This window comes from Enterobacter sp. RIT418, from assembly GCF_003057745.1.
Classification (GTDB): Bacteria; Pseudomonadota; Gammaproteobacteria; order Enterobacterales; family Enterobacteriaceae; genus Enterobacter.
Map to the genome: position 1 here is coordinate 76,773 of NZ_QBJD02000009.1, position 26,069 is coordinate 102,841.

Sequence of the window (26,069 nt, forward strand, 5' to 3'; positions counted from 1 at the left end):
AAATGAGTCTGAAAGAGAAAACACAATCCCTGTTTGCTGAAAAATTCGGCTACCCTGCCACCCACGTTATTCAGGCGCCCGGCCGCGTTAACCTGATTGGTGAACACACCGACTATAACGACGGCTTTGTGCTGCCCTGCGCCATTGATTACCAGACGGTCATCAGCTGTGCAAAGCGCGACGACCGCAAAGTTCGCGTACTCGCAGCGGACTATGACAATGAGCTCGACGAATTTTCGCTCGACGCGCCGATCGTGACGCACGACGGCCAGCAGTGGTCTAACTACGTGCGCGGCGTGGTCAAGCATTTGCAAAAGCGTAACAAGAACTTCGGCGGCGCGGACCTGGTTATCAGCGGCAACGTGCCGCAGGGTGCGGGCCTGAGCTCCTCTGCCTCCCTGGAAGTCGCCGTCGGCACCGTGTTCCAGCAGCTGTATCATCTGCCGCTGGACGGGGCGCAAATCGCCCTTAACGGCCAGGAAGCGGAAAACCAGTTCGTGGGCTGCAACTGCGGCATCATGGACCAGCTGATCTCCGCGCTGGGCAAAAAAGAGCATGCCTTGCTGATTGACTGCCGTACGCTTGGCACCAAGGCCGTTCCGCTACCGAAGGGCGCTGCCGTCATTATCATCAACAGCAACTTCAAGCGCACGCTGGTGGGCAGCGAGTACAACACCCGTCGCCAGCAGTGTGAAACCGGCGCGCGCTTCTTCCAGCAGCCTGCCCTGCGCGACGTCTCGCTTGATGAATTTAACAAAGTGGCGCACGAGCTGGACCCGGTGGTGGCGAAGCGCGTTCGTCACGTGCTGACGGAGAACGCCCGTACCGTTGAAGCCGCGTCCGCGCTGGCAAAGGGCGACCTCAAACGCATGGGCGAGCTGATGGCGGAATCTCACGCCTCAATGCGCGATGATTTCGAAATCACCGTGCCGCAGATCGATACGCTGGTTGAGATTGTGAAAGCAACCATCGGCGAGAAAGGCGGCGTGCGCATGACCGGCGGCGGCTTCGGCGGCTGCATCGTGGCGCTGGTGCCGGAAGAGCTGGTACCCGCCGTTCAGGATGCGGTGGCGAAACAGTACGAGGCCAAAACCGGCATAAAAGAAACCTTCTACGTTTGCAAAGCATCGCAAGGAGCCGGACAGTGCTAAACGAAACGCCAACCCTCGCACCGGATGGACTGCCGTATCGCCTGTTAACCCTGCGCAACGGCGCGGGGATGGTGGTGACGCTGATGGACTGGGGCGCCACGCTGCTTTCCGCACGCGTGCCGATGCCCGACGGCAGCGTGCGTGAGACCCTGCTCGGCTGCGCGTCGCCGGAGCAGTATATCGAGCAGTCCGCTTTTCTTGGCGCATCCGTAGGCCGCTACGCCAACCGCATCGCCAACAGCCGCTTTGAGCTTGACGGTGCGAGCTACGCCCTGCTTCCGAGCCAGGGCGAAAACCAGCTGCACGGCGGGCCGGAAGGCTTCGACAAGCGCCGCTGGAAGATTGTTCGGCAGAACGACGCTGAAGCGCTGTTCCTGCTGGATTCCCCGGATGGCGATCAGGGCTTCCCGGGAAATCTCACCGCCACCGCCCACTTCAGGTTAACCGAGGATAACCGTATCGCCATTGAGTACCGCGCGACGGTTGATAAGCCGTGTCCGGTTAACCTGACGAACCACGCGTACTTCAACCTCGACGGCAGCCAGTGCGACGTGCGTAACCACCAGCTGCAGATTCTGGCCGACGCGTACCTGCCGGTGGATGAAATGGGTATACCGTATCAGGGGTTAAAACCGGTCAGCGGCAGCAGCTTTGATTTTCGCAGCGCGAAGACCATCGCGCAGGATTTTCTGAGCGATGAGGATCAGCGCAAGGTAAAAGGCTACGACCACGCTTTCCTGCTGCAGGCGAAAGGCGATCTCTCTGCGCCCGCCGCGCACGTCTGGTCTGCCGATGAGAAGCTGCAGTTGACGGTATATACCACCGCCCCTGCCCTGCAGTTCTACTCAGGCAACTATCTCGGCGGAACGGCGGCCCGCGAGCACGAAGAGTACAGCGACTGGCAGGGGATTGCGCTCGAAAGCGAATTACTGCCGGATAGCCCGAACCACCCGGAATGGCCGCAGCCGGACTGCGTGCTGCGCCCGGGCGAAGAGTACGTGAGCGTTACCGAGTATCAGTTCATTCCGCTGGCCTAATAAGCGAAGCGCCATCTGGCAAAAAATCAGGCCCTCCTCGCGAGGGCTTTTTTCTGCTCGTCTTGCTGAAAATAGCGCCGATCGCAGACAAAATCATAACCATGGATTCACAAGCACCTTACACTCCGGAACTATTTTCGCTATGGTTAGGGGTAAGCGTTGCCGCTGGCACCGTCACGGCAATATAATGAGAATTGTTATCATTCTAAAAATGCTTGAGGAGTAAGAGATGGCTATTACTAAGCTGGTTCTGGTGCGCCACGGCGAAAGCCAGTGGAACAACGAAAACCGCTTCACCGGTTGGTACGACGTTGATCTGTCTGAGAAAGGCGTTAGCGAAGCAAAAGCAGCGGGCAAACTGCTGAAGGCAGAAGGCTTCAGCTTTGATTTTGCTTACACCTCTGTGCTGAAACGTGCCATCCACACCCTGTGGAACGTGCTGGACGAACTGGATCAGGCATGGCTGCCGGTTGAGAAATCCTGGAAGCTGAACGAGCGTCACTACGGTGCGCTGCAGGGTCTGAACAAAGCCGAAACCGCCGAGAAGTACGGTGACGAGCAGGTAAAACAGTGGCGTCGCGGCTTCGCGGTTACCCCGCCAGAGCTGACCAAAGACGACGAGCGCTACCCGGGCCATGACCCGCGCTACGCGAAGCTGACCGACGCGGAGCTGCCAACCACCGAAAGCCTGGCGCTGACCATCGACCGCGTTGTGCCTTACTGGAACGAAACTATTCTGCCACGCCTGAAAAGCGGCGAGCGCGTGATCATTGCCGCTCACGGGAACTCCCTGCGCGCGCTGGTGAAATACCTGGACAACATGGGTGAAGACGAAATTCTCGAGCTGAACATCCCAACCGGCGTACCGCTGGTGTATGAGTTCGACGAAAACTTCAAGCCTATCAAGCACTACTATCTGGGCAACGCTGACGAAATCGCGGCGAAAGCGGCGGCTGTAGCGAACCAGGGTAAAGCGAAGTAATTTTCGCAGGCTTAAAAAAAGCGCGGAGCCTTCCGCGCTTTTTTATTTGCCACAGCAGGCTTAGCCGCGACGCGCTTTAACCGCGTTCGCCAGCTGGCGCAGCAGGCTGTCGGTGTCGTCCCAGCCGATGCAGGCGTCGGTGACGCTCTTACCGTAAACCAGCGGCTCGCTGCCTTCCAGGTTCTGGTTACCTTCCACCAGGTGGCTTTCAATCATCACGCCGATGACCGCGTTTTCACCGCCGGCAATTTGCTGACAAACGTCCGCGCCCACTTCCATCTGCTTTTTAAACTGCTTGCTGGAGTTAGCGTGGCTGAAGTCAATCATCACCAGCGGCGAAAGGCCCGCTTTTTCCAGCCCCGCTTTAACCTCTGCGACGTGTTTTGCGCTGTAGTTTGGCTCTTTGCCGCCGCGCAGGATGATGTGGCAGTCGCCGTTCCCGCTGGTATTCACGATGGCAGAATGGCCCCACTTGGTCACGGAGAGGAAGCAGTGCGGCGCACCCGCCGCGTTGATGGCGTCAATCGCCACCTTGATGGTGCCGTCGGTACCGTTTTTAAAGCCAACCGGACAAGAAAGGCCGGACGCCAGCTCGCGGTGTACCTGAGATTCCGTGGTGCGCGCGCCGATTGCGCCCCAGCTCATCAGGTCCGCCAGGTACTGCGGCGTAATCATGTCCAGGAACTCACCGGCTGCCGGAAGGCCGCTGTCGTTAATTTCCAACAGCAGCTTGCGCGCAATGCGCAGGCCGTCGTTGATCTGGAAGCTATTATCCATGTGCGGATCGTTTATTAACCCCTTCCAGCCGACCGTCGTGCGCGGCTTTTCGAAGTAGACGCGCATCACGATTTCAAGCTCGTCCTTCAGCTCTTCACGAAGCGTGAGCAGACGAGCCGCGTACTCTTTTGCCGCGGCCGGATCGTGGATAGAGCACGGACCAATCACCACCAGCAGACGATCGTCATTGCCTTTCAGGATCTTGTGGATCGCCTTGCGCGCGTGGGAGACGGTGTTTGCCGCGTTTTCCGTGGCGGGGAACTTTTCAAGGAGCGCTACGGGAGGTAATAACTCATTGATCTCTTTAATGCGTAAATCGTCGTTCTGATAATTCATCTTCTTTCCGGCCCTGCCATATATTTAGTAATGAAAGCAATCCTTTCAATCTAACTTGCCAGCCCTGAAGTGTAAACGGACTTTTACACTTCGGGCAGATAATTCCTGGAATTAGCCTAAAAAACGCCACAAAATAGCGAAAAATGAGATCTCCTCTAAACTTTTTAATGGTAACAGCTAAATATTATTGCTTTAACGCGATTCCGTTCTGACGTAACTCAGAATAGCGGAATCTTTCGCCACCGTACGTGATGCACAAGTTGGAAAATGTTATCCAGCATAACGAGCACAACAGGAGCAACATCATGCAAATGACGAAACTGGCAACCCTCTTCCTGACAGCGACCCTTACTCTGGCCAGCGGCAGCGTGCTTGCCGCGGATACGGGGGCATCAGACAGCAACGGAGACGCCAACGCCGCAGCGGCGGCGGGACAGGTTGCGCCCGATGCAAAACAGAATATTGCCCCGAACAACGTTGATAACAACAATATCAACACTGGCAATACCGATACCGGCGGCACTATGACGCACTCCGACGGTAACGGCACCAAGGGCATGAATCATGACGGCATGACCAAAGAAGAGATTCATAAAAATTCCGTCTGTAAAGACGGTAAATGCCCAAACCCAAATGACAAAGTGGGTGCGGGCGCCGACACCAAAACGGACGGTACTACCCAGTAACCCCCGCGCGGTATAAGCGAAAAGGAGAGCTGAAGCTCTCCTTTCTTTTTTGTGCAAAATATTAAAAAATCTACACTTACAATAACGATGTATCAGGAACGATGCTATGGCGCACTCCCACACTCCTTCCACCGGTGACGATAATGCCAAACGGCTAATGCTGGCCTTTGGCGTTACCGCCACCTTTATGATCGTCGAGGTCATTGGCGGATTCATCTCGGGCTCGCTGGCATTGCTCGCGGATGCCGGGCATATGCTCACCGACGCCGCCGCGCTGCTCTTCGCGCTGCTGGCCGTTCAGTTTTCCCGTCGCCCGCCGAATGCACGCCATACCTTTGGCTGGCTCAGGCTTACCACCCTCGCCGCCTTCGTCAACGCGATCGCTCTGGTCGTGATTACGATACTTATCGTCTGGGAAGCTATTCAGCGCTTCAGGCATCCGCAGCCCGTCGCGGGGACCACGATGATGGTCATCGCCGTGGCGGGATTGCTGGCGAATATCCTGTCGTTTTGGATTTTGCACCGCGGCAGCGGAGAGAAGAACCTGAACGTTCGCGCGGCCGCGCTGCACGTGCTGGGGGATTTACTCGGCTCGGTGGGGGCGATTGTCGCCGCGCTGGTGATCCTTGGCACCGGCTGGACGCCCGTCGACCCGATCCTTTCGGTGCTGGTGTCATGCCTTGTTCTGCGCAGCGCCTGGCAGCTGCTCAAAGAGAGCGTCAACGAGCTGCTGGAGGGCGCGCCGTCATCAATGGACATTGGCGAGCTCAAGCGCAATCTGTGTCGTTCAATCCCGGAAGTACGTAACGTTCACCACGTCCACGTCTGGCTGGTGGGCGAGAAGCCCGTTATGACGCTGCACGTTCAGGTCATTCCTCCGCACGATCACGACGCGCTGCTGGAACGTATTCAGCACTTCCTTGAGCATCACTACGACGTTTCGCACTCCACCGTTCAGATGGAGTATCAGGCGTGTAGCGGACCGGACTGCCACCTCAACGAGGCGCAGCCCGGCCATTCACATCATCACCACCACTAGCTGGATAGCGCGCGGGAGCCACGCTCGCGCGCGCTCTTAATCCACATGCGGCTGCCGTTCAGCGCAATGAAGGTGAGCAGCAAATACTCCAGCGACATGGCATAGACGCCCTGTAGCGCGAAGATCGCGACGCTAATGACGTTAATGATCACCCACAGCAGCCAGTTCTCGACGTATTTGCGCGTCATCAGCACCATCGCCGCAATCGAAAGCACCATCATGCACGAATCCCAGAACGGGAAAGCGTCGGGCTGCAGTTCGGGCATCGTCACGTTCAGCCCCAGGCCGGACATCACCGCCACCGCAACGCGGGTCAGGAAGGCAAATACCGGATTGATAAACACCGTCATCAGCCCAATCGCGACAACGCAGGCTACCAGCCAGGCGATGGCCTTCGGCAGCGGTAGCCAGCGGATTTGCAGCTCTGCCTCCTGCTGGTTGTTCTGACGCGACCAGGCATACCAGCCGTAAATGTTCGCCGCAAAGAAGAACAGCTGAAGAAGAAGGCTGGCGTACAGCTGGATCTGGAAGAAAATAATCGCAAACAGCGTCACGTTGAGTAATCCAAACGCGTAGTTGCTAATCTTTTCGAGGCTCGCCAGCCAGATGCAGAGCAGCCCCGCCAGCGTGCCCACGGCCTCAATCCATGACAGGTCATAGCCACCCGCGCCTATCGGGATATGAACCAGAATGTTTTGCGTGCTAAAAAAATCCATCTTTTCCCCGGAACGTATTAAATTAAGTACGTAGTGTAGCCGCAAAATCCAGCATGCGGTTAAGCGGAATTAACGCGCCTTCTCGCAGCGCGGCGTCCACCTGTATCTCATGCGCCGCGCCGCCGGTTTCCAGCCCCTCAGCGATGGCTTTCAGGCCGTTCATCGCCATCCACGGGCAATGGGCGCAGCTGCGGCACGTCGCCCCCTCACCTGCGGTAGGCGCTTCCAGAAGCTCTTTTTCCGGCACGGCCTGCTGCATCTTGTAGAAGATACCGCGGTCGGTCGCCACGATAAGCTGCTTGTGCGGCAGGGTCTTAGCCGCATTAATCAGCTGGCTGGTAGACCCTACCGCATCGGCCATATCGACAATCGACTGCGGTGATTCCGGATGAACAAGGATAGCCGCCTGCGGGTACAGCGCCCTCATACGCGCGAGCGCCTGCGTTTTAAATTCATCGTGAACGATGCAGGCTCCCTGCCAGCAGAGGACATCCGCACCGGTTTGCTTCTGGACGTAGTTTCCAAGGTGACGATCCGGCGCCCAGATGATTTTCTCTCCCAGGCTATCAAGGTGCTCAATCAGCTCTACGGCGATGCTGGAGGTCACAACCCAGTCGGCGCGCGCCTTCACGGCGGCAGAGGTATTGGCATAGACGACTACGGTACGGTCAGGGTGCGCATCGCAGAAAGCCGTAAACTCTTCAACGGGACAGCCGAGATCGAGCGAGCATTCGGCGTTTAGCGTTGGCATTAGAATGGTTTTTTCCGGGCTTAATATCTTTGCCGTTTCTCCCATAAAGCGAACGCCCGCTACCAGCAGCGTCGAGGCAGGATGTTTTGCACCGAAGCGCGCCATCTCAAGGGAGTCAGAGATGCAGCCGCCCGTCTCTTCCGCCAGCTGCTGGATCTCTGGATCGGTGTAGTAATGGGCAACCATCACCGCGTCACGCTCTTTGAGAAGACGTTTGATCTTCTCACGGTAGAATTGCTTTTCGTCCCAGCTCAGCGGTGCGGGCTTGGGCGGGAAGGGATAGATTGCGGCTTCTGGATCGAACATCACGCTCATTATGGCTTCTCGTTTTACTGGCTTAACAATATTGCCTTTGTGTTGCTTGAAATTGCAAAGTAATTGGCAATGGTGTTTTTTATACTAAACAAGATAGCGAAGTTGAGTGGAAAAGTCACCGGAAATAGATGCGCGTGGCATTTGTCGGGTAGCGGCTTCGCCTTGCCCGACCTACAAGGCAGGTTTATGAATGACAGATAGCAAAAAGGCGCCTTTAGGGCGCCTTTTTACATTGGTGGGTCGTGCAGGATGACTCGCTTCGCTCGCCCTTCGGGCCGTCGCCTCAAACGGCTCCGGTGCCTCACTGCGTTCGGCTCGAACCTGCTGCAGGTTCGAATCGTCAATATTGCAGAAAGCAAAAAGGCGCCTTTAGGGCGCCTTTTTACATTGGTGGGTCGTGCAGGATTCGAACCTGCGACCAATTGATTAAAAGTCAACTGCTCTACCAACTGAGCTAACGACCCCTTGCGGGATTTGTCTTCGAAGTGGTGGGTCGTGCAGGATTCGAACCTGCGACCAATTGATTAAAAGTCAACTGCTCTACCAACTGAGCTAACGACCCATTCGGGTGCTGACTTCGAAGATTTTTACTCGGTTCCACTTTTTAAAGTGGTGGGTCGTGCAGGATTCGAACCTGCGACCAATTGATTAAAAGTCAACTGCTCTACCAACTGAGCTAACGACCCGAGTGGTGGGTGATGACGGGCTCGAACCGCCGACCCCCTCCGTGTAAAGGAGATGCTCTACCAACTGAGCTAATCACCCACTCTGTACTGCCGGAACTGCTTTAAGCGGTGGGTCGTGCAGGATGACTCGGCTTCGCCTCGCCCTACGGGCCGCTGCTTACGCAACGTTATCCTTCACGTTAAACTATCGCTATCCACCTAACGATTGGTGGGTCGTGCAGGATTCGAACCTGCGACCAATTGATTAAAAGTCAACTGCTCTACCAACTGAGCTAACGACCCACTTTTGCGCTGCATTCACGTTGTTTGATATCCCGTGGCAACGGCGGCATATATTACTGGTTTAAGAATTCTGCGCAACAAAAATTTCGATGAAGATCACTTAACTGCTTACGATTCATGCGGCACGACCAGAAATAACACGATTTCTGGTCATGCGATAATCATCCCATCGAAGCCAGACGTTTTTGCGCCTGTTTGGCACCTTCGGTGCCAGGGAATTTTGCAACCACCTGCTGATAGACCGCTTTCGCTTTCGCCGTGTCACCTTTGTCCTGCATGATCACGCCGACCTTAAACATCGCATCAGGTGCCTTTGGCGATTTTGGGTAATTTTTCACCACTGAGGCAAAATAAAACGCCGCATCGTCTTTTTTACCCTTGTTGTAATTCAACTGACCGAGCCAATAGTTCGCATTGGGCTGGTAGGTGGAATCAGGGTACTTCTTAACGAAGCTCTGAAACGCAGCGATAGCATCGTCCTGACGCGATTTGTCCTGAACCAGGGCAATGGCCGCGTTGTAGTCCGTATTTGCGTCACCGCTCTGCACAGGCGCGCCTGTCGATGCTGAAGCATCCGCTGCCGGAGCAGGGGCTGCTGCACCGCTCTGATCGCCTGCCGCTGGCTGGGCCGCAGCACCGCCGCTGCTCAGGCTATCTATCTGCAGCAAAATTTGCTTCTGACGTTCCACAACCTGATTGAGCTGATACTGACTTTCCTGGATCTGACCGCGGAGAGAATCAATATCGTTTTGGTTATCGGAAAGCTGCTGCTGGAGTTGAGTTAAAAGCTGACTGTGAGCGTTAGAAATACGCTCGAGTTGAGTGACCCGGTCTTCTACCGAGCCTGAGCCGACACTACTGATTGGTACCTGAGCAAAAGCGGCCCAGGGGGCCGCTATTCCAACCAGTAACGACAGACTCAACAGATGATGTCTGAAGTTACTGCTCATGCCATTCTCTTAGTAAACCAGTACGGCACGACGGTTTTTGGAGTATGCCGCTTCGTCGTGACCCAGTACTGCAGGTTTTTCTTTACCGTAAGAAACGATGGAGATCTGATCAGCAGAAACGCCTTTACCCTGCAGGTACATCTTAACGGCGTTAGCACGACGTTCACCCAGGGAGATGTTGTACTCTGGCGTACCACGTTCGTCCGCGTGACCTTCTACGGTGACTTTGTAAGACGGGTTGCTACGCAGGAAGTTAGCGTGAGCATCCAGCATCGCAGCGAAGTCAGAACGGATGTCGTATTTATCCAGATCGAAGTAAACGATGTTGTTCTGCTGCAGCTGCTGCATCTGAAGACGCGCTTGCTCTTCAGAAGACATGTTGCCATTGCCGTTAGCGTCCATACCGGTGCCGGCACCCATCATGCCTTCGCCGCTCTGGTCATTGCTTGCGTTCTTGTTAGAAGAACACGCTGCGATTGCCATTACAGGCAGAGCGATCATCAGCCCCTTCAGCACTTTGTTCAGTTGCATTTCTAAGATTCCTTTAGTAATCAATTAATTATTATTACAGATACGGCGACCAGGCAGGTGATTTTACCTGTCCATCAGTTGCCGGAAGACGCGCTTTGAAACGCCCATCTGTAGAAACCAGATTCAGCACGGATCCCATCCCCTGAGAAGAGCTGTAGATTACCATAGTGCCGTTAGGTGCCAGACTTGGCGTTTCATCCAGGAACGTTGACGAAAGCACTTGCACGCCACCCGTTACCAGATCTTGTTTGGCAATGTGCTGCTGACCCCCCGCAGAACTTACCATGACCATTGTTTTACCGTCGCTGCTTACGTCAGCATCCTGGTTTTGAGAACCTTCCCAGGTAATACGCTGCGGTGCACCGCCGTTAATATTAACTTTATAAACCTGCGGACGACCCGCCTGGTCAGAAGTGAACGCCAGGTTCTGGCTGTCCGGGAACCAGGTTGGTTCAGTGTTGTTGCTGCGACCATCCGTTACCTGACGAATCTGACCTGAGCCAATATCCATCACGTACAGGTTCAGGCTACCGGTTTTTGACAGGGCGAACGCCAGTTTAGAACCGTCCGGAGAGAACGCAGGCGCACCGTTGTGACGCGGGAACGAGGCAACCTGACGAACGGCACCGTTAGACAGCGTCTGGATAACCAGCGCGGAACGGCCGCTTTCGAAGGTCACGTAAGCCAGTTTGGAACCGTCCGGAGACCACGCCGGAGACATCAGCGGCTGCGGTGAACGGTGCACGGTGAACTGGTTGTAACCATCGTAGTCAGAAACGCGCAGCTCATACGGGAACTGGCCGCCGTTGGTCTGAACTACGTATGCGATACGGGTGCGGAATGCACCTTTGATACCGGTCAGCTTTTCAAACACTTCGTCACTCGCCGTGTGCCCCGCATAGCGCAGCCACTGCTTGTTCACTTTGTAGGTGTTCTGAGCCAATACGGTGCCTGGCGCCCCGCCGGTATCCACCAGCTGATATGCCACGTTGTAGCCGCCATCTGGCGCAGGCGTTACCTGCCCGACAACAACGGCGTCAATACCCAGCGCAGACCACGCGGCAGGCTGAACTTCCTGCGCGGTACCCGGCTGCTGCGGCAGACGAGAACGATCTAACGGGTTGAATTTGCCGCTGTTGCGCAGGTCAGCCGCAACAATACCCCCGATATCTTCAGGCGCGGCACCAGGGCCTGCCCACTGGAACGGAACGACACCGATTGGGCGTGCCGAATCCACCCCTTGGGTGATTTCGATACGTACTTCTGCATGCAGCACAGCTGCCCACAGCATCAAGAAACTAAATGCTACACGTAATGCCTGCTTCATCATATCTCCCTTATCTGGGTAACCTTACCCACGATAATTTAGCAGAATGTTAACAAACTCAAATAGACAAAACTACCAGAACCCTTTGACTCTGCCTGGTCAACGTTTCCCCACTTTGCAGGAAAGACGATGACTTAAGGTTTGAAGTCCAGCGGTGCATTTTTAAAGACTTCATACACGGCCTGAGACGGTGGTTTAGGCATCTTTGCCTGCCGTGCCGCAGCCAGTGCTGCGGTACACAGGGCCGGATCGCCGCCTTCAGACTTAATATCAAGCAGCATGCCGTCCGGAGCCAGTTTTATCCGCAGCGTACACGTTTTACCAGCATAGGACGATGCGTCATAAAATCGGCTTTCAATGGCAGATTTTATCTGTGAAGCATAGCCGTTGATTTCAGCCCCTGAAGCACCGTTACTCTTAGTGTTACCGCTTCCGGCCGGCGCTGCGTTGTTTCCTTTCGCGCCACCGCCCGTTTTCGGTGCATTCTTACCTGAACTGAGATCGCCCAGCAGATCGTCTACACCGGCAGCAGCAGCGGCTTTTTCAGCAGCGGCGGCCTTTTTAGCAGCAGCTTTATCCGCGGCAGCCTTTTTGTCTGCAGCGGCTTTTTCTGCGGCAGCTTTTTTGTCCGCTGCGGCTTTTTCTGCAGCAGCTTTGGCAGCTGCCGCTTTATCAGCGGCGGCCTTCTCGGCAGCAGCCGCTTTCTTCGCCGCTTCCGCGGCAGCCTTCTTCTCCGCTTCCTGAGCAGCCTTTTTCGCCGCCTCGGCCTCTGCCTTTTTCTGTGCATCAGCAGCGGCTTTTTTGGCAGCTTCCGCTTCGGCTTTTTTCTGCGCATCGGCAGCGGCTTTCTTCGCGGCTTCTGCTTCAGCTTTCTTCGCTGCGTCTGCAGCCAGTTTAGCCTGGGCGTCCGCTTTGGCTTTGGCATCTGCCGCCGCTTTTGCTGCCGCCTCTTCCGCCTGCTTCTGCTGTTCCTGCGCCTGTTTCGCTGCGGCTTCAGCCTGTTTCTGCTGTTCCGCCTGCTCTTTCGCCGCCTCCTGCGCCTGCAAACGTTCTTTTTCCAGCTGTTTCAGACGCTCTTGCTCTGCGGCCTGCTTTTCACGCAGTTCCTCAGCCTGCTGCTGCGCCTGTTTCTCACGCTGCTCTTCAGCCCGTTTTGAACTCGCCTGCTGCTGTTGCTGGCGGTTATAGTTCTGAACGACTGCACCGGGATCCACCATAACGGCATCGATGGAGGAACCTCCCCCACCGCCCGCGGATGCATCAATGTGCTCGTCGAACGAACTCCAGATCAGCGCCGCAAAAAGAATCACGTGCAGCACGGCGGAGACGATTATCGCTCGCTTAAGCTTGTCGTTCTGTTCGGTTGCCTTTGACACTATCGGTTCCCAAAAACTACGCAGATGATCAAATAGGCTGAGTCATTAAGCCAACCGACTTAACGCCCGCGCTATGTAGCAAATTCAGCGCTTTAATAATTTCATCATAAGGCACATCTTTCGCGCCTCCGATGAGGAAGACCGTCTTCGGATTTGACTCCAGGCGACGTTGCGCTTCAGCAATCACCTGCTCCGGCGGCAGCTGATCCATACGATCTTTCTCTACCACCACGCTGTACTGTCCTATGCCGGAAACCTCAATGATGACCGGAGGATCGTCATTGGTGCTTACCGCCTGTGATTCTGTCGCGTCCGGCAGATCAACTTCCACGCTCTGGGTGATGATGGGTGCTGTCGCCATAAAGATCAGCAGCAGTACCAGCAGCACGTCCAGCAGTGGAACAATGTTGATTTCGGACTTGAGCTCGCGACGACCTCGTCCACGCGATCTGGCCATGGTTTACCCCTTGTTGCTCTCGGTGCTGGTAAACGCCTGACGGTGCAGAATCGCGGTGAACTCTTCCATAAAGTTGTCGTAATTCAGTTCCAGTTTATTCACGCGCTGGTTCAGGCGGTTATAGGCCATCACCGCAGGAATAGCGGCAAACAGACCAATCGCGGTGGCGATCAACGCTTCCGCGATACCCGGCGCAACCATCTGCAGCGTTGCCTGCTTCACCGCGCCTAAGGCGATAAAGGCGTGCATGATCCCCCACACCGTACCGAACAGGCCGATATACGGACTGATGGAACCCACGGTACCAAGGAAAGGAATATGGGTTTCAAGGGTTTCCAGCTCACGATTCATCGAAATACGCATCGCACGCGATGCCCCTTCAACGACCGCTTCCGGCGCATGGTTGTTCGCACGGTGAAGACGAGCAAACTCCTTGAATCCGCTGTAGAAAATCTGTTCGGAGCCGGAAAGGTTATCACGGCGCCCCTGGCTTTCCTGATACAGACGAGAAAGTTCGATACCCGACCAGAACTTATCTTCGAACGCTTCGGCTTCACGGCCTGCGGCGTTGAGGATGCGCGTTCTCTGGATAATGATGGCCCAGGATGCGATTGAAAAACCAATCAAAATCAACATGATAAGTTTAACCAGAAGGCTTGCCTTCAGGAACAAATCAAGGATATTCATGTCAGTCACTGCTTAAACTCCGCGACAATAGACTTAGGAAGCGCACGAGGCTTCATTATGGTTGGATCAACACAGACAATCAGTACTTCAGCTGAGTTCAGTACCGTGTTCTCTGCGTTGACTATCCGCTGCGTGAAAACCAGCGAGGTTCCGCGCATTGATGTAATTTCTGTTTGGACTTCGAGCATATCGTCGAGTCTGGCGGGCGCAAAATACTCAAGCGTCATTTTGCGTACCACGAAGGCAACTCGCTCAGCCAACAGTACCTGCTGACTAAAGTGGTGATGTCGCAGCATCTCTGTGCGTGCCCGTTCATAAAAAGCAACGTAGCTGGCGTGGTAGACCACACCACCGGCGTCGGTGTCTTCATAGTAGACACGTACCGGCCATCGAAACAGCGTTGTATTCACTTTACATCCCAGTAATGCAACAAAAGAGAGAGCTTTTAAACTTCGCTACTATACGCGCGGGAATGATGGTTTGGAATGGGGGAAAGTAAACGGAGAGTAAATTTTTATGGGCTCGGGTAAGCCCATAGGATTAACGGACATTTCTTATTCAGAAGAAAAAGAATATCAGCCCTGCAAGAAGTACCAGATCGGCAATCAGGGGCGAGAAAATCCCCTGCCAGTGCAGTGCCTTCGGACGAAAGCCCACGCCGTGAATGACGCCAGCACAAACCGCCCACATAATGAGAAATCCGTGCCAGATTTCAAGCTCGCTGGTCTTTGCCGCGAAGCGCGACGGGTCCCAAAAGATACAACCTGCTAACAGAAGCGCCATGATTAAAGAAAGCGCCCGTAGCGGGCGCTTGTCCATGACACGGTAAAGTGTCGCAATGATATTCATCAGTGCTTTTCTTCACCTGCTTTGGTCGCTTCAACGTGCTCAAGCGCCAGGGCGGTAATGATGCCAAATGCACAGGCAAGAAGCGTCCCCAAAATCCATGCGAAGTACCACATATTTAGCTCCTTACTTAGTACAGAGAGTGGGTGTTGCTTTCAATGTCTTCTTTCGTGATACGACCGAACATTTTCCAGTAACACCAGGCGGTGTACAGCAGGATAATCGGTACGAACACGCAAGCAACATACGTCATCAGGTTCAGCGTCAGCTGGCTGGAGGTTGCATCCCACATGGTCAGGCTAGCGTTCATCATGGTGCTGGACGGCATCACGAATGGGAACATCGCAATACCCGCAGTCAGGATGATGCATGCCAGGGTCAGTGAAGAGAACACGAACGCCAGCGCGCCTTTTTCCAGACGCGAGGTCAGCACGGTCAGCAGCGGCAGCAGTACGCCCAGAGCCGGGATAGCCCACAGCGCAGGGGTATTGTTAAAGTTCACCAGCCATGCTCCCGCCTGACGCGCGACTTCTTTGGTCAGCGGGTTAGACGGCGCAGCATGATTGATAGCAGAGGTCACCACGTAGCCATCAATACCGTACATCACCCAAACGCCGCCCAGTGCGAAGCAGACCAGCGTCACCAGTGCAGCAACCTGCGCGGTTGCGCGGGAGCGCAGGTGCAGTTCGCCCACGGTACGCATTTGCAGGTAGGTCGCACCCTGAGTGATGATCATCGCCACGCTCACCACGCCCGCCAGCAGGCCAAACGGGTTCAGCAGCTGGAAGAAGTTACCGGTGTAATAAAGACGCATGTACTCATCAACGTTGAACGGCACGCCCTGCAGCAGGTTACCGAACGCCACGCCAATCACCAGCGGTGGTACGAAGCTACCGATGAAGATGCCCCAGTCCCACATGTTGCGCCAGCGGGTGTCTTCAATCTTGGAGCGGTAGTCAAAGCCCACCGGACGGAAGAATAAAGACGCCAGCACCAGAATCATCGCCACGTAGAAACCGGAAAACGCAGCCGCGTAGACCATCGGCCAGGCCGCGAAAAGCGCGCCGCCTGCGGTGATCAGCCACACCTGGTTACCGTCCCAGTGCGGGGCGATGGAGTTAATCATGATTCGACGCTCGGTGTCATTACGACCGAGGAAACGGGTGAGCATACCCACCCCCATGTCGAAACCGTCTGTGACCGCAAAACCGATCAGCAGGACACCGATCAGCAGCCACCAGATAAAACGCAATACTTCATAATCGATCATTTGATGACTCCTGTCTTAGCGTGCCGGCTGAGTAGTCGCAGTAGACTGCTCGTAGTGGTAGCGACCGGTTTTCAGGCTGCTTGGGCCAAGGCGCGCGAACTTGAACATCAGGAACAGTTCAGCCACCAGGAACAGGGTGTACAGACCACAGATCAGCAGCATAGAGAAGATCAGATCGCCTGCCGTCAGGGAGGAGTTCGCTACCGCGGTTGGCAGCACCTCACCAATTGCCCACGGTTGACGTCCGTATTCCGCCACAAACCAGCCGGACTCGATAGCAATCCACGGCAGCGGAATACCGTACAGCGCGGTGCGCAGCAGCCATTTCTTCTCGCCGATACGGTTACGAATGACGGACCAGAAGGAGGCAGCAATAATCAGCAGCATAATGATGCCGCAGCCAACCATGATGCGGAACGCAAAGTACAGCGGCGCCACGCGCGGAATGGAGTCTTTGGTAGCCATCTGAATCTGCGCTTCCGTTGCGTCAGAGACGTTCGGGGTATAGCGTTTCAGCAGCAGACCGTAGCCCAGGTCTTTCTTCACGTCGTTGAATTGATCGCGAATGCCCTGATCGGTGGAACCCGCACGCAGCTGCTCAAGCAGCGAGTACGCTTTCATACCGTTACGGATACGCTCTTCGTGCTGAACCATCAGCTCTTTCAGACCCGTAACCTGCTTATCAACAGAACGCGTCGCGATGATGCCCAGCGCGTAAGGGATCTGAATCGCAAAGCGGTTTTCCTGCGCATCCTGGTCCGGAACGCCGAACAGGGTGAACGCAGCCGGAGCCGGTTGGGTCTCCCACTCTGCTTCAATCGCGGCCAGCTTGGTTTTCTGCACGTCGCCCATTTCGTAACCGGATTCATCACCCAGAACAATAACAGAGAGAATCGCGGCCATACCGAAGCTTGCGGCAATGGCGAAAGAACGTTTAGCGAAGGCGAAGTCACGACCGCGCAGCATGTAGTAGGAACTGATGCCCAGAACGAACATCGCGCCGCAGACATAGCCAGATGCCACGGTGTGAACGAATTTAACCTGTGCAACCGGGTTCAGCACCAGCTCGGCAAAGCTGACCATCTCCATACGCATGGTTTCGAAGTTGAAATCAGAGGCGATGGGGTTCTGCATCCAGCCGTTTGCCACCAGAATCCACAGCGCGGACAGGTTAGAGCCTAATGCGACCAGCCAGGTTACCGCCATATGCTGGACTTTGCCCAGACGGTCCCAGCCGAAGAAGAACAGACCTACAAAGGTGGATTCGAGGAAGAAGGCCATCAGACCTTCAATGGCCAGCGGCGCACCGAAGATATCCCCCACGTAATGGGAATAGTAAGACCAGTTAGTCCCGAACTGGAACTCCATGGTCAAACCGGTTGCCACACCCAGCGCAAAGTTGATACCAAACAACTTGCCCCAGAACTTGGTCATATCTTTATAAATCTGTTTGCCTGAGAGGACGTACACCGTTTCCATGATGGCCAGCAGGAACGCCATACCCAGCGTCAGCGGCACAAACAGGAAGTGGTACATCGCGGTCAAGGCAAACTGTAAGCGCGACAGTTCGACTACGTCTAACATTATGACTCCTTGCTCATCGCATGAAGACTCCGAGAGTGAACCCCGTTACAGAGATCCACACGCATGCCCCAATACAAATTATTCGCATCCTTATCGCCGTATTTAGCCTGAGGGAGGATAAAAACAATCACGACAGGTTACAAATAGGTTAATAAAAAACTCAAATTGATCCCGTAAATATAATACGCTGCAAAACCCTTACAATAAACAGGTTTTTATTGAATCACATTTACGTTTTTCGACGGTGATCAATTTATAGCAAAATTGCCACTTTTCGGCCATTTTGATCGGGAACAATTTAGCGCTTTTCATCACCTTTTTCCAAGGATTAAACTTTGATTTAAATCAAAAACAAACCCCTGTGTTAACCATGTTTAATTGAGGTGAGAATGGTAAAAACCATGTTAATAATATGTTCATGTCCGGGTGCGTTTGGTTATGGAAGACAAAAAAAAATATAAACAGAAGTGATTTTAATTAACGCGAGGGGAAACAGCTTTGCAATGCAGGGTCAACAATAAAGCATAGTTCAGCCAGATTATTTTTCCATAAGCTCTCTGCCCCTTAGAAATTACATTCAATTTACCTTCACAACCCCAAAAATTAACACACCTCGGTAACTATTGCGTCAAAAAGGCCGCTCACGCTGCGGCCTTTTTCAGCAGTGTTTTCAAACGATAAGAATGCTAAAGGTGCGTGACTGCCCCGGCCGGAAAATCCCGATGATGCCCTCTTCTTTACCCTGCTCTAACAACCGTTCATTCATGTCCGTTTCGCAGCACCGCTTCACGTTCAGATTCACGGATAACGTTGCGTCTGATGGGGTAGACGAGGACGGGTTGAACAGACGAAGTATAAGTTCATCACGATCTTCAGCCTTTTTGAGGGTACTGAGCACACAGCCCGTTGGCGAAAGCGCCAATAAGCTGTAACTTTCCGGCGTGGTAAACGATGATCGGTTCAGCTTCATTGCGTCCCAGGGGATCTTGTTATAACACTGCACGGGCGTTAGCCACGATTTGGCCTGCTGCGCGACCCCCGCGTTTTCCGGCGTACCGCTAAAGCTGAAGAGACTAAAACGACAGCGTAACGAACCATGCACCTGAGAGTCAGGTACGGGCATTTTAATTCCTGACGGTCTGCCTGGACGCAACAGCAAATCTTCTTTGCCGAGTAGCCCCACGCCACGTAGCAAGGTTACGGCAAATGCTTTTTTATCCTCACCTACCACTTCAAATTCGCGCAGTCCCTCGGTAAACAGCGCCAGCCCGTTTCGTTTTTCCTGCAGAACGGCATAGTTGAGCAAATTCCAGACGGGAACGGGCGCTTCTTTCCAGCCCTCCTGCTGCCAGTCTTGCATTGCAGCATCCTGCACCGGGCGAGTGAGGGTGCCAAACTGTGTATCCGCTAACACGTCCTGGGTCGTAAATGGCGTGGGGATCAGCACGCGAACGCGGTGGTCGTCAGCCTGATTATCCAGACAAACCGCCACGTCAATACGTCTGCTGTTGCGGCTAAGCGTGATTTCAAACTCAGCGCTGAGAGAACCTTTCCGCTGACGCGCCGCACGTTCGGCCAGATTAGCCGGAACAGCGAGACGATGGCGGATTACCGCCCTGCTCTGCCAGCCTTCATGCGTTACCTCAACCTGATGCTCGCCCTGGGCTGAAGTGAGTCTCCACTCTTCCCGGGAAGGTGAGTAGTCATACTCATCGCCATCATCCGAACTCTCTTCGATTTCCAGTACGCGGTCATAAATAAGCCCGGTTTCTTTATCGCGCAGGCGCAGCGTACCGTCGTCGTTTAAATCAATTTGCCAGAAGGCATTTTCGAGTAAGGATGTTGTGTTTTTCACCGGTGCGCATTGCTTCCCGGCAACGTTGGGTTCGATAAATAGCGTACAGTAGCCCATCGACGGCAGGATCTGACTGAGCTGAATGTCAAACTCCATAAATGGTTCGTAATTGCCGTAATGAACGATCTGCCGATCAATAAGGCCAGGATCAAGTTCGCGCGCGCCGCGAATAAAATAGGGGATCTCGTTGCCTTTATCATCCCGCAGACGGAACTGGCTGGCGCGCAGTCGAATCGTGGTGTTCATCACCTCTTCACGCGGCCAGGGCATCAGGTTGAACATCACCAGCTTATCAGCATCGCTTTGCGGCATGTTGTCGACAATCTTGCGCATGTAGAAACGCACCAGGTTGTCTGCCATGTCTTCAGCCAGTGCGAAGCGGGAGACAATCTCACGATGCACCTTATCGCTGCAGCAGCAGCCGATGCTGTCGTGAGCGTGGTTTTTGAGGATCTCTTTCCACATTTTCTCCAGCAGACCGTGGTGATAATCGAAGCCCAGCGTCCAGGCCAGCGTCGCCAGCGGCTCAAGAATATTGACAATTTTATTCTCAATACGCGCATGGGCGATTTTAATATCCATGCGCGTGGAGCCGATTGTCCGATGGACGCGCATGTATTTCCCGTCGATGAACTCCCCTTTTAAGGTCGCCAGTTCATCGCGGTGCGCGTCGATGTGGTCAAACACCTCTTCAAAACGGCTCATCACAAACTGACGCTGGGGATAGATTTCACGAAGCTTGTCCATCACCGCGAAAATGTTCTGCTGCAGCGGCATTTGATCGTGGCCGTTGGGCAGCAAGATCTCTTGGGTTACAGAGGCGCGTTCCAGAACCTCGAAGTAGCTGTCGAGCCGTTTTCTCAGCCCCGCTTCGTCCTCCGGTAAGTACTTACCAATCGCGTAGCCCAGCGGTAGGACCTGCGCCGTCACTTCGCTGCCGTCCTGGCTCTGCCAGAGAAATTCCGTTTTATCGGTTCCGTGTCGTTCCGAGCAGCCGCGCCAGAACATCGTACGGGTAATGCCAAACCCGTTATAGATATGCGGAAGCTGGCCGGACATACCAAACGAATCCGGCAGATAGCCAATCTTCATCGGCTCGCCGAACGCCATGCAGTCACGCATACCGTACATAAGGTTGCGAACGATCGACTCCCCGCTAACGATGGTGGTATCGGTCTGGGTATACCATGGGCCGATAATCAGTTTGCCCCGCTCAACAAGCGCCTTCACCCGCTCGCGGTTTTCAGGCACGACGGCAAAATAATCCTCCAGCACCGCCGTCTGCCCATCAAGGACGTAATATTTATACTCGTCGTCCTGCTCCAGGCGGGTCAGGATCTCTTCCATATTATTGACCAGAAGAATACGCGACTCTTCGGTGGTGAAGTACCACTCACGGTCCCAGTGCATATGCGGCGTGATATGAACGCGAGATACAGCTTTCATCTTCATTTCCTGTGTGAGTTTACGGTAAGGCGTCTTCAGTGACGTACGTGCCTTTTTTTACCGCCTGACGTCGCCAGAGCAGCAGAACAAACGTGGAAATAGCAGCCCCCAACAGCGCCGCGCCAAACCAGCCGGCCGCCGCAACCACCCCGCTCAGTCCAGCGTCGTGAAGTAAGAAGAGCGAGAAAATACCTGCCCCAGGGGTAGAGAGCCCGATCCCCATCGCGCCAACGATCGCGCCGGTTACCATGGAGCCGAGGACAAATGAGCCAATCACGCGGAGAGGATCTTCAATCGCCATCGGAATCGCCCCTTCGGTAATCCCCGCAAGCCCGAGCAGCCACGTCGATTTTCCGGTTTCAATTTCAAAGGGTTTAAACAGTCCCGGAGCCAGCATCGTTGACGCCGTCACGGTAAAGGCCGAGACCATTTTGACGGAGGCAAAGATGGCATAGGGACCGTAGACGCCGTTCGCCATTGCCCCCAAACAGAATGCATAAGAGGCTTTGTTGACCGGCCCGCCCAAATCGAATGAGCACATAAAGCCGAGGATCGCCCCCAGGAGCAGCGCATTCGCACCGGACAGACCATTAAGCCAGACGGTGAGCGTGTTATTAAGCCAGGCCACCGGTTCGCCGATCACAAACAGCATCAGGCTTCCCGCCCCCAGCACGCCAATGACCGGATAGAGGTAAAAAGTCAAAAAGCCGTTATAGCGGCTACTCAGGCGGATGTGATTTTTCACCCAGCGCATCAGGTAACCCGCGACCAGGCCGCCCACGATAGCCCCCAGAAAACCGGAGCCGATCATATTGGCAGCCAGTCCGGCCGCAAACCCCGGCGTCAGCGCGGGTTTATCCGCCAGCGAGTAAGCGGTATAGGCTGCCAGAACGGGCACCATCAGAATGCCGAGCATGCCGCCGCCAAGCTTGCGGTACATCCACAGCCACGAGTATTCCTGGTCAAACAAGTGCTGTAGACCCAGGATTTGCGCCAGCAATACCGACACGGCCAGCACCGTACCGCCGGCGACAATCAGCGGTACCGCAAAGGAGATCCCGCTAAGGAGTGCCTGTTTGAGCTCACTTTTTACGCCCTTTTTCGTTTCGGTATCGACGTACTCATGACCCGCATCGGATGAAGGCTGTAGCGCCAGCGCGCGCTCAATTAACGCTTCAGCATGGCGCAGAGGCTCCGCAACGGGGACGGAAACCGCGGGGATCCCCTGAAAACGCTCTCGCTCTTTAATCGCCACGTCTGCGGCAAAAATGCACGCATTCGCCTCCTTCAACTGCTGCGCAGTGATGCGCCCCTCAATGCCGTTGGCCCCCTGTTTTTCGACCACCACGTTGACGCCCAGCCTGCGCCCCGCTTTTTCGAGGTATTCCGCCGCCATATAGGTATGGGCAATCCCGGCCGGGCAGGCGGTAACGCAAACGATCGTCGGGGCATTCACCGCAACGGCGGCCTCTTGTGCTTCAGGGGTCGCTTCCAGGGCAGCAAGCACATCTTCCGCCGTGGTAGCTGCCATCACGCGCGCCCGGAGATCGTCATCCGCCAGGCGAGACGTCAGTTCCGTCAGCACCTGAATATGTGTCGAGCCCGCTTCAGCAGGAGGAATGGCGAGAAGAAAAATCAGCTCAACCTCTTCCGGTCCGTCCACGCCTTCCCACTCCAGCGGTTCGGACAGTGTTGCTACGGCGAAAGCCGCTTCTTTCACCACGGCTGATTTGCAGTGGGGGACCGCCAGCCCTTCGCCCAGCGCCGTCGGGCCAAGCGATTCCCGATGGAAAACTTCCGCCAGAAAAGCGTCGGAGTCAGCTATTTTGCCCAGCTTTACCAGCCGCACCATCAGCTGACGGATTGCCTCATCCCGGCAGGTAAACTGCGCCCGAACGCTAACAGCGCGCGGATCGGTCAGGTTCCTCAGGTTCATAGAGATCCTCACATCTCGATCGTTATTGTCTGGAGAGGAGTGTGGCAGAAGCAGTAATACATTTATGTGATCATTTTCACTAACAACAAAATTTGTATTCTATTTGTATTATTTACAAATCATTAGTGGAATGCATAATTCTTTGAAAAGGTATTATTCAGGCACCCTAAAATGGCCAACAAACCGATGTACCGGCAGATTGCCGATGCGTTCCGCGAGAAAATCAACGCTGGAGAATTAAAACCCGGTGACGCGCTACCAACCGAGTCCTGCCTTCAGGAAACGTTCAACGTTAGCCGCGTCACCGTCCGGCAGGCTCTGAAACTGCTGGCTGATGAAGGGATCATCGAAAGTATTCAGGGCAGCGGATCGTATGTAAAAGAGGAACGCGTTAATTACGACATCTACCAGCTCACCGGCTTTTACGAAAAACTGGTTGACCGAAACGTCGATACGCACAGCGATGTCAAAACCTTTGAAGTGGTGAAAGCCGATACAAGGCTCGCGGCTATACTGGCTATTAATCCGGAAGATAAGGTCTGGCACATCAAGCGCGTACGCTTCATTAAGCAAAAGCCGGTAAATCTGGAAGAGACATGGATGCCGCTGGCAATGTTCCCTGACCTCACCTGGGGCGTGATGGAAAAGTCGAAATACCATTACGTTGAACAGATCAAAAAGATGGTTATCGATCGCAGCGAGCAGGAGCTGGTGCCGATTATGCCATCGGAAGAGGCGATCGCCGCGATGTCGCTCGATCCGGCTAAACCGATCCTGGAAAAAGTTTCTCGCGGTTACCTGAAGGACGGTCGGATATTTGAATATAGCCGCAACGTGTTTAACACCGACGATTACAAGTTCACGCTCGTCGCCAAACGCAGACAATAAAAAAAGGCCGCTTTTTCAGCGGCCAACCATGTCGAAACGGACATTTTTATACTGCAACGCTCCCCTTTCGGGGAGCAGAGAGGACTTACTTAATGATGGATTTCAGTGCTTCGCCGATGTCCGCCAGGCTGCGTACGGTCTTCACGCCTGCGGCTTCCAGCGCTGCGAATTTCTCATCAGCCGTACCCTTACCGCCTGCGATGATCGCGCCAGCGTGGCCCATACGCTTGCCTTTCGGCGCGGTCACGCCCGCGATGTAGCCCACAACCGGCTTGGTCACGTGCTCTTTGATGTAGGCAGCGGCTTCTTCTTCCGCGCTTCCGCCGATCTCACCGATCATCACGATCGCTTCGGTCTGCGGATCTTCCTGGAACAGCTTCAGGATATCGATGAAGTTAGAGCCAGGGATCGGGTCACCGCCGATGCCCACGCAGGTGGACTGGCCGAAGCCGTAATCGGTGGTCTGCTTAACCGCTTCATAGGTCAGGGTACCAGAGCGGGAAACGATGCCCACTTTGCCCGGCTTGTGAATGTGGCCCGGCATGATGCCGATTTTGCACTCACCCGGGGTGATCACGCCCGGGCAGTTCGGGCCAATCATGCGCACGCCCGCTTCGTCCAGCTTGACCTTCACGGTCAGCATATCCAGCGTAGGGATACCTTCGGTGATGGTGATGATGAGCTTAATGCCCGCGTCAATCGCTTCCAGAATGGAGTCTTTACAGAACGGAGCCGGAACGTAGATCACGGTCGCGGTTGCGCCGGTCGCTTCGACCGCTTCACGCACGGTGTTGAACACCGGCAGGCCCAGGTGCGTGGTGCCGCCTTTACCTGGCGTCACGCCGCCAACCATCTGCGTACCGTAGGCAATCGCCTGTTCGGAGTGGAAAGTCCCCTGGCTACCGGTGAAGCCCTGGCAGATAACCTTGGTATCTTTATTAATTAAAACGGACATTATTTCCCCTCCACTGCGGCAACAACCTGCTGAGCTGCATCCGTCAGACTTTTCGCTGCAATAATATTCAGGCCGCTGTCAGCCAGTTTTTTCGCGCCGAGTTCAGCGTTGTTCCCTTCCAGACGGACAACCACCGGCACATTCACGCCCACTTCTTCTACCGCGCCGATGATACCGTCGGCAATCAGGTCGCAGCGGACGATGCCGCCGAAGATGTTCACCAGAACGGCCTTCACGTTGTCGTCAGAGAGGATAATTTTGAACGCTTCGGTCACGCGCTCTTTGGTTGCGCCACCGCCCACGTCGAGGAAGTTTGCCGGTTCACCGCCGTGCAGCTTAACGATGTCCATGGTGCCCATTGCCAGGCCCGCGCCGTTAACCATGCAGCCGATGTTGCCGTCCAGCGCCACGTAGTTCAGCTCCCACTGTGCCGCCTGCGCTTCACGCGGATCTTCCTGAGACTGATCGCGCATTTCACGCAGATCCGCCTGGCGGAACAGCGCGTTGCCGTCAGCGCCCAGCTTGCCGTCGAGGCAGATCAGGTCGCCCTGGGTAGTGATAACCAGCGGGTTAATCTCGATCAGCGCCAGATCGCGCTCAAGGAAAATGGTCGCCAGGCCCATGAAAATCTTGGTGAACTGCTGCACCAGCTTGCCTTCCAGACCCAGCTTGAACGCCAGCTCGCGACCCTGGTAAGGCATTGGGCCCGCCAGCGGATCGATCGCCACTTTGTGGATCAGGTGCGGGGTTTCTTCCGCCACTTTCTCGATTTCCACGCCGCCTTCGGTAGACGCCATGAACACCACGCGGCGGGAGCTACGGTCAACAACCGCGCCCAGATACAGTTCTTTTGCGATGTCGGTCGCCGCTTCAACCAGGATCTGGTTTACCGGCTGGCCGTTCGCATCCGTTTGATACGTCACCAGGCGCTTGCCGAGCCAATGTTCAGCGAACGCGCGGATCTCTTCTTTGCTCTTAACAACCTTCACACCGCCCGCTTTACCGCGACCGCCAGCGTGAACCTGACATTTAACTACCCACGGGCCAGCGCCAATTTTAGAAGCGGCTTCTTCTGCTTCACGCGGAGTAGTACAGGCATAACCCACCGGCGCCGGTAAGCCATACCGGGCAAACAGCTGTTTGGCCTGATATTCATGTAAGTTCATGTGTTCTATCCATCCTTCAGGGTAATCGTTATCTTTA

24 protein-coding genes, 5 tRNA genes and 1 other RNA gene are annotated in these 26,069 nt (G+C 54.9%); 6 read left to right on the top strand and 24 right to left on the bottom strand.

From position 1 onward, the window contains the following. Positions 1-2 precede the first annotated feature (2 nt). From galK to gpmA, 3 genes are all read left to right on the top strand, one after another. Positions 3-1,151 carry a galactokinase gene (gene galK / locus DBY73_RS12415; RefSeq protein ID WP_112011451.1) on the top strand — a complete coding sequence of 383 codons (1,149 nt, stop codon included), beginning with the start codon at positions 3-5 and terminating at the stop codon, positions 1,149-1,151. After that, positions 1,145-2,188 (top strand): galactose-1-epimerase, encoded by a 1,044-nt coding sequence (gene galM / locus DBY73_RS12420; protein WP_112011452.1) that lies wholly within the window; start codon positions 1,145-1,147, stop codon positions 2,186-2,188. The genes galK and galM overlap by 7 nt, the downstream gene beginning before the upstream one ends. Positions 2,189-2,417: 229 nt before the next feature. Beyond that, complete coding sequence (gene gpmA, locus DBY73_RS12425; protein WP_112011453.1) at positions 2,418-3,170, top strand: 2,3-diphosphoglycerate-dependent phosphoglycerate mutase; 753 nt, start codon at positions 2,418-2,420, stop codon at positions 3,168-3,170. A gap of 60 nt (positions 3,171-3,230) precedes the next feature. Here gpmA and aroG read toward each other — a convergent pair whose 3' ends face one another. Further along, positions 3,231-4,283, bottom strand: coding sequence for a 3-deoxy-7-phosphoheptulonate synthase AroG (gene aroG, locus DBY73_RS12430; RefSeq protein ID WP_112011454.1), 1,053 nt, complete (start codon positions 4,281-4,283; stop codon positions 3,231-3,233). 305 nt (positions 4,284-4,588) lie between these two features. Here aroG and DBY73_RS12435 point away from each other — a divergent pair, with 305 nt between their 5' ends. Beyond that, a complete protein-coding gene (locus tag DBY73_RS12435; RefSeq protein WP_112011455.1) occupies positions 4,589-4,969 on the top strand; it encodes a protein YbgS in 381 nt (126 codons plus the stop codon). A gap of 106 nt (positions 4,970-5,075) precedes the next feature. Then, entirely contained in the window at positions 5,076-6,008 is a 933-nt protein-coding gene (gene zitB / locus DBY73_RS12440) for a CDF family zinc transporter ZitB (RefSeq protein ID WP_112011456.1), read from the top strand. On the opposite strand, the gene pnuC is transcribed toward zitB, so the two are convergent. From pnuC to mngA, 21 genes are all read right to left on the bottom strand, one after another. After that, a complete protein-coding gene (pnuC, locus tag DBY73_RS12445; RefSeq protein WP_112011457.1) occupies positions 6,005-6,724 on the bottom strand; it encodes a nicotinamide riboside transporter PnuC in 720 nt (239 codons plus the stop codon). The genes zitB and pnuC overlap by 4 nt on opposite strands. 22 nt (positions 6,725-6,746) lie before the next feature. Further along, a complete protein-coding gene (gene nadA / locus DBY73_RS12450; protein WP_112011458.1) occupies positions 6,747-7,790 on the bottom strand; it encodes a quinolinate synthase NadA in 1,044 nt (347 codons plus the stop codon). Between the two features lie 233 nt (positions 7,791-8,023). After that, a non-coding RNA gene (locus tag DBY73_RS12455) (RtT sRNA) lies at positions 8,024-8,148 on the bottom strand. Positions 8,149-8,178: 30 nt separating this feature from the next. Further along, a tRNA-Lys gene (locus DBY73_RS12460) sits at positions 8,179-8,254 on the bottom strand. Positions 8,255-8,276: 22 nt separating this feature from the next. Next, a tRNA-Lys gene (locus tag DBY73_RS12465) sits at positions 8,277-8,352 on the bottom strand. Between the two features lie 48 nt (positions 8,353-8,400). Then, positions 8,401-8,476, bottom strand: a tRNA-Lys gene (locus tag DBY73_RS12470). A 3-nt stretch (positions 8,477-8,479) separates the two neighbouring features. Further along, positions 8,480-8,555: transfer RNA gene (locus tag DBY73_RS12475), tRNA-Val, on the bottom strand. 127 nt (positions 8,556-8,682) lie between these two features. Then, positions 8,683-8,758 (bottom strand) — tRNA-Lys (locus DBY73_RS12480). A 161-nt stretch (positions 8,759-8,919) separates the two neighbouring features. Further along, positions 8,920-9,708, bottom strand: coding sequence for a cell division protein CpoB (gene cpoB / locus DBY73_RS12485; protein ID WP_112011459.1), 789 nt, complete (start codon positions 9,706-9,708; stop codon positions 8,920-8,922). Positions 9,709-9,717: 9 nt separating this feature from the next. After that, positions 9,718-10,239, bottom strand: coding sequence for a peptidoglycan-associated lipoprotein Pal (pal, locus tag DBY73_RS12490; protein ID WP_003858578.1), 522 nt, complete (start codon positions 10,237-10,239; stop codon positions 9,718-9,720). Between the two features lie 34 nt (positions 10,240-10,273). After that, positions 10,274-11,566 carry a Tol-Pal system beta propeller repeat protein TolB gene (gene tolB, locus DBY73_RS12495; protein WP_112011460.1) on the bottom strand — a complete coding sequence of 431 codons (1,293 nt, stop codon included), beginning with the start codon at positions 11,564-11,566 and terminating at the stop codon, positions 10,274-10,276. Positions 11,567-11,700: 134 nt separating this feature from the next. Next, the gene (tolA, locus tag DBY73_RS12500) at positions 11,701-12,942 is read right to left on the bottom strand and encodes a cell envelope integrity protein TolA (protein WP_112011461.1); all 1,242 of its coding nucleotides are present in this window, start codon (positions 12,940-12,942) and stop codon (positions 11,701-11,703) included. Positions 12,943-12,970: 28 nt separating this feature from the next. Further along, on the bottom strand, positions 12,971-13,399 hold the full coding sequence (gene tolR / locus DBY73_RS12505; protein WP_112011462.1) for a colicin uptake protein TolR: 429 nt from the start codon (positions 13,397-13,399) through the stop codon (positions 12,971-12,973). A 3-nt stretch (positions 13,400-13,402) separates the two neighbouring features. After that, complete coding sequence (gene tolQ / locus DBY73_RS12510; RefSeq protein WP_089598919.1) at positions 13,403-14,095, bottom strand: Tol-Pal system protein TolQ; 693 nt, start codon at positions 14,093-14,095, stop codon at positions 13,403-13,405. Then, positions 14,092-14,496, bottom strand: a complete 405-nt coding sequence (gene ybgC, locus DBY73_RS12515; RefSeq protein ID WP_003858593.1) for a tol-pal system-associated acyl-CoA thioesterase — start codon at positions 14,494-14,496, stop codon at positions 14,092-14,094. Before ybgC ends, tolQ begins: the two co-directional genes overlap by 4 nt. A gap of 148 nt (positions 14,497-14,644) precedes the next feature. Then, entirely contained in the window at positions 14,645-14,935 is a 291-nt protein-coding gene (gene ybgE, locus DBY73_RS12520; RefSeq protein WP_112011463.1) for a cyd operon protein YbgE, read from the bottom strand. Then, a complete protein-coding gene (cydX, locus tag DBY73_RS12525; RefSeq protein WP_112011464.1) occupies positions 14,935-15,048 on the bottom strand; it encodes a cytochrome bd-I oxidase subunit CydX in 114 nt (37 codons plus the stop codon). The genes ybgE and cydX overlap by 1 nt, the downstream gene beginning before the upstream one ends. A 14-nt stretch (positions 15,049-15,062) precedes the next feature. Continuing rightward, positions 15,063-16,202, bottom strand: coding sequence for a cytochrome d ubiquinol oxidase subunit II (gene cydB / locus DBY73_RS12530; protein ID WP_112011465.1), 1,140 nt, complete (start codon positions 16,200-16,202; stop codon positions 15,063-15,065). A 15-nt stretch (positions 16,203-16,217) separates the two neighbouring features. Then, positions 16,218-17,786, bottom strand: a complete 1,569-nt coding sequence (cydA, locus tag DBY73_RS12535; RefSeq protein ID WP_112011466.1) for a cytochrome ubiquinol oxidase subunit I — start codon at positions 17,784-17,786, stop codon at positions 16,218-16,220. A gap of 670 nt (positions 17,787-18,456) precedes the next feature. Further along, positions 18,457-21,087: a mannosylglycerate hydrolase gene (gene mngB / locus DBY73_RS12540; protein WP_112011467.1), complete on the bottom strand. Its 2,631-nt coding sequence runs from the start codon at positions 21,085-21,087 to the stop codon at positions 18,457-18,459. A gap of 19 nt (positions 21,088-21,106) precedes the next feature. Next, positions 21,107-23,023, bottom strand: coding sequence for a PTS 2-O-a-mannosyl-D-glycerate transporter subunit IIABC (gene mngA, locus DBY73_RS12545; RefSeq protein WP_181573233.1), 1,917 nt, complete (start codon positions 23,021-23,023; stop codon positions 21,107-21,109). A gap of 171 nt (positions 23,024-23,194) precedes the next feature. Between mngA and DBY73_RS12550 the strand changes: the two genes are divergently transcribed. Next, positions 23,195-23,911 carry a GntR family transcriptional regulator gene (locus tag DBY73_RS12550; RefSeq protein ID WP_112011469.1) on the top strand — a complete coding sequence of 239 codons (717 nt, stop codon included), beginning with the start codon at positions 23,195-23,197 and terminating at the stop codon, positions 23,909-23,911. Between the two features lie 85 nt (positions 23,912-23,996). Here the strand turns inward: DBY73_RS12550 and sucD are convergent, their stop codons facing one another. Both sucD and sucC read right to left on the bottom strand, forming a co-directional pair. Then, a complete protein-coding gene (sucD, locus tag DBY73_RS12555) occupies positions 23,997-24,866 on the bottom strand; it encodes a succinate--CoA ligase subunit alpha (protein WP_008501094.1) in 870 nt (289 codons plus the stop codon). Beyond that, a complete protein-coding gene (gene sucC, locus DBY73_RS12560; RefSeq protein ID WP_112011470.1) occupies positions 24,866-26,032 on the bottom strand; it encodes an ADP-forming succinate--CoA ligase subunit beta in 1,167 nt (388 codons plus the stop codon). Before sucC ends, sucD begins: the two co-directional genes overlap by 1 nt. Positions 26,033-26,069 lie beyond the last annotated feature (37 nt).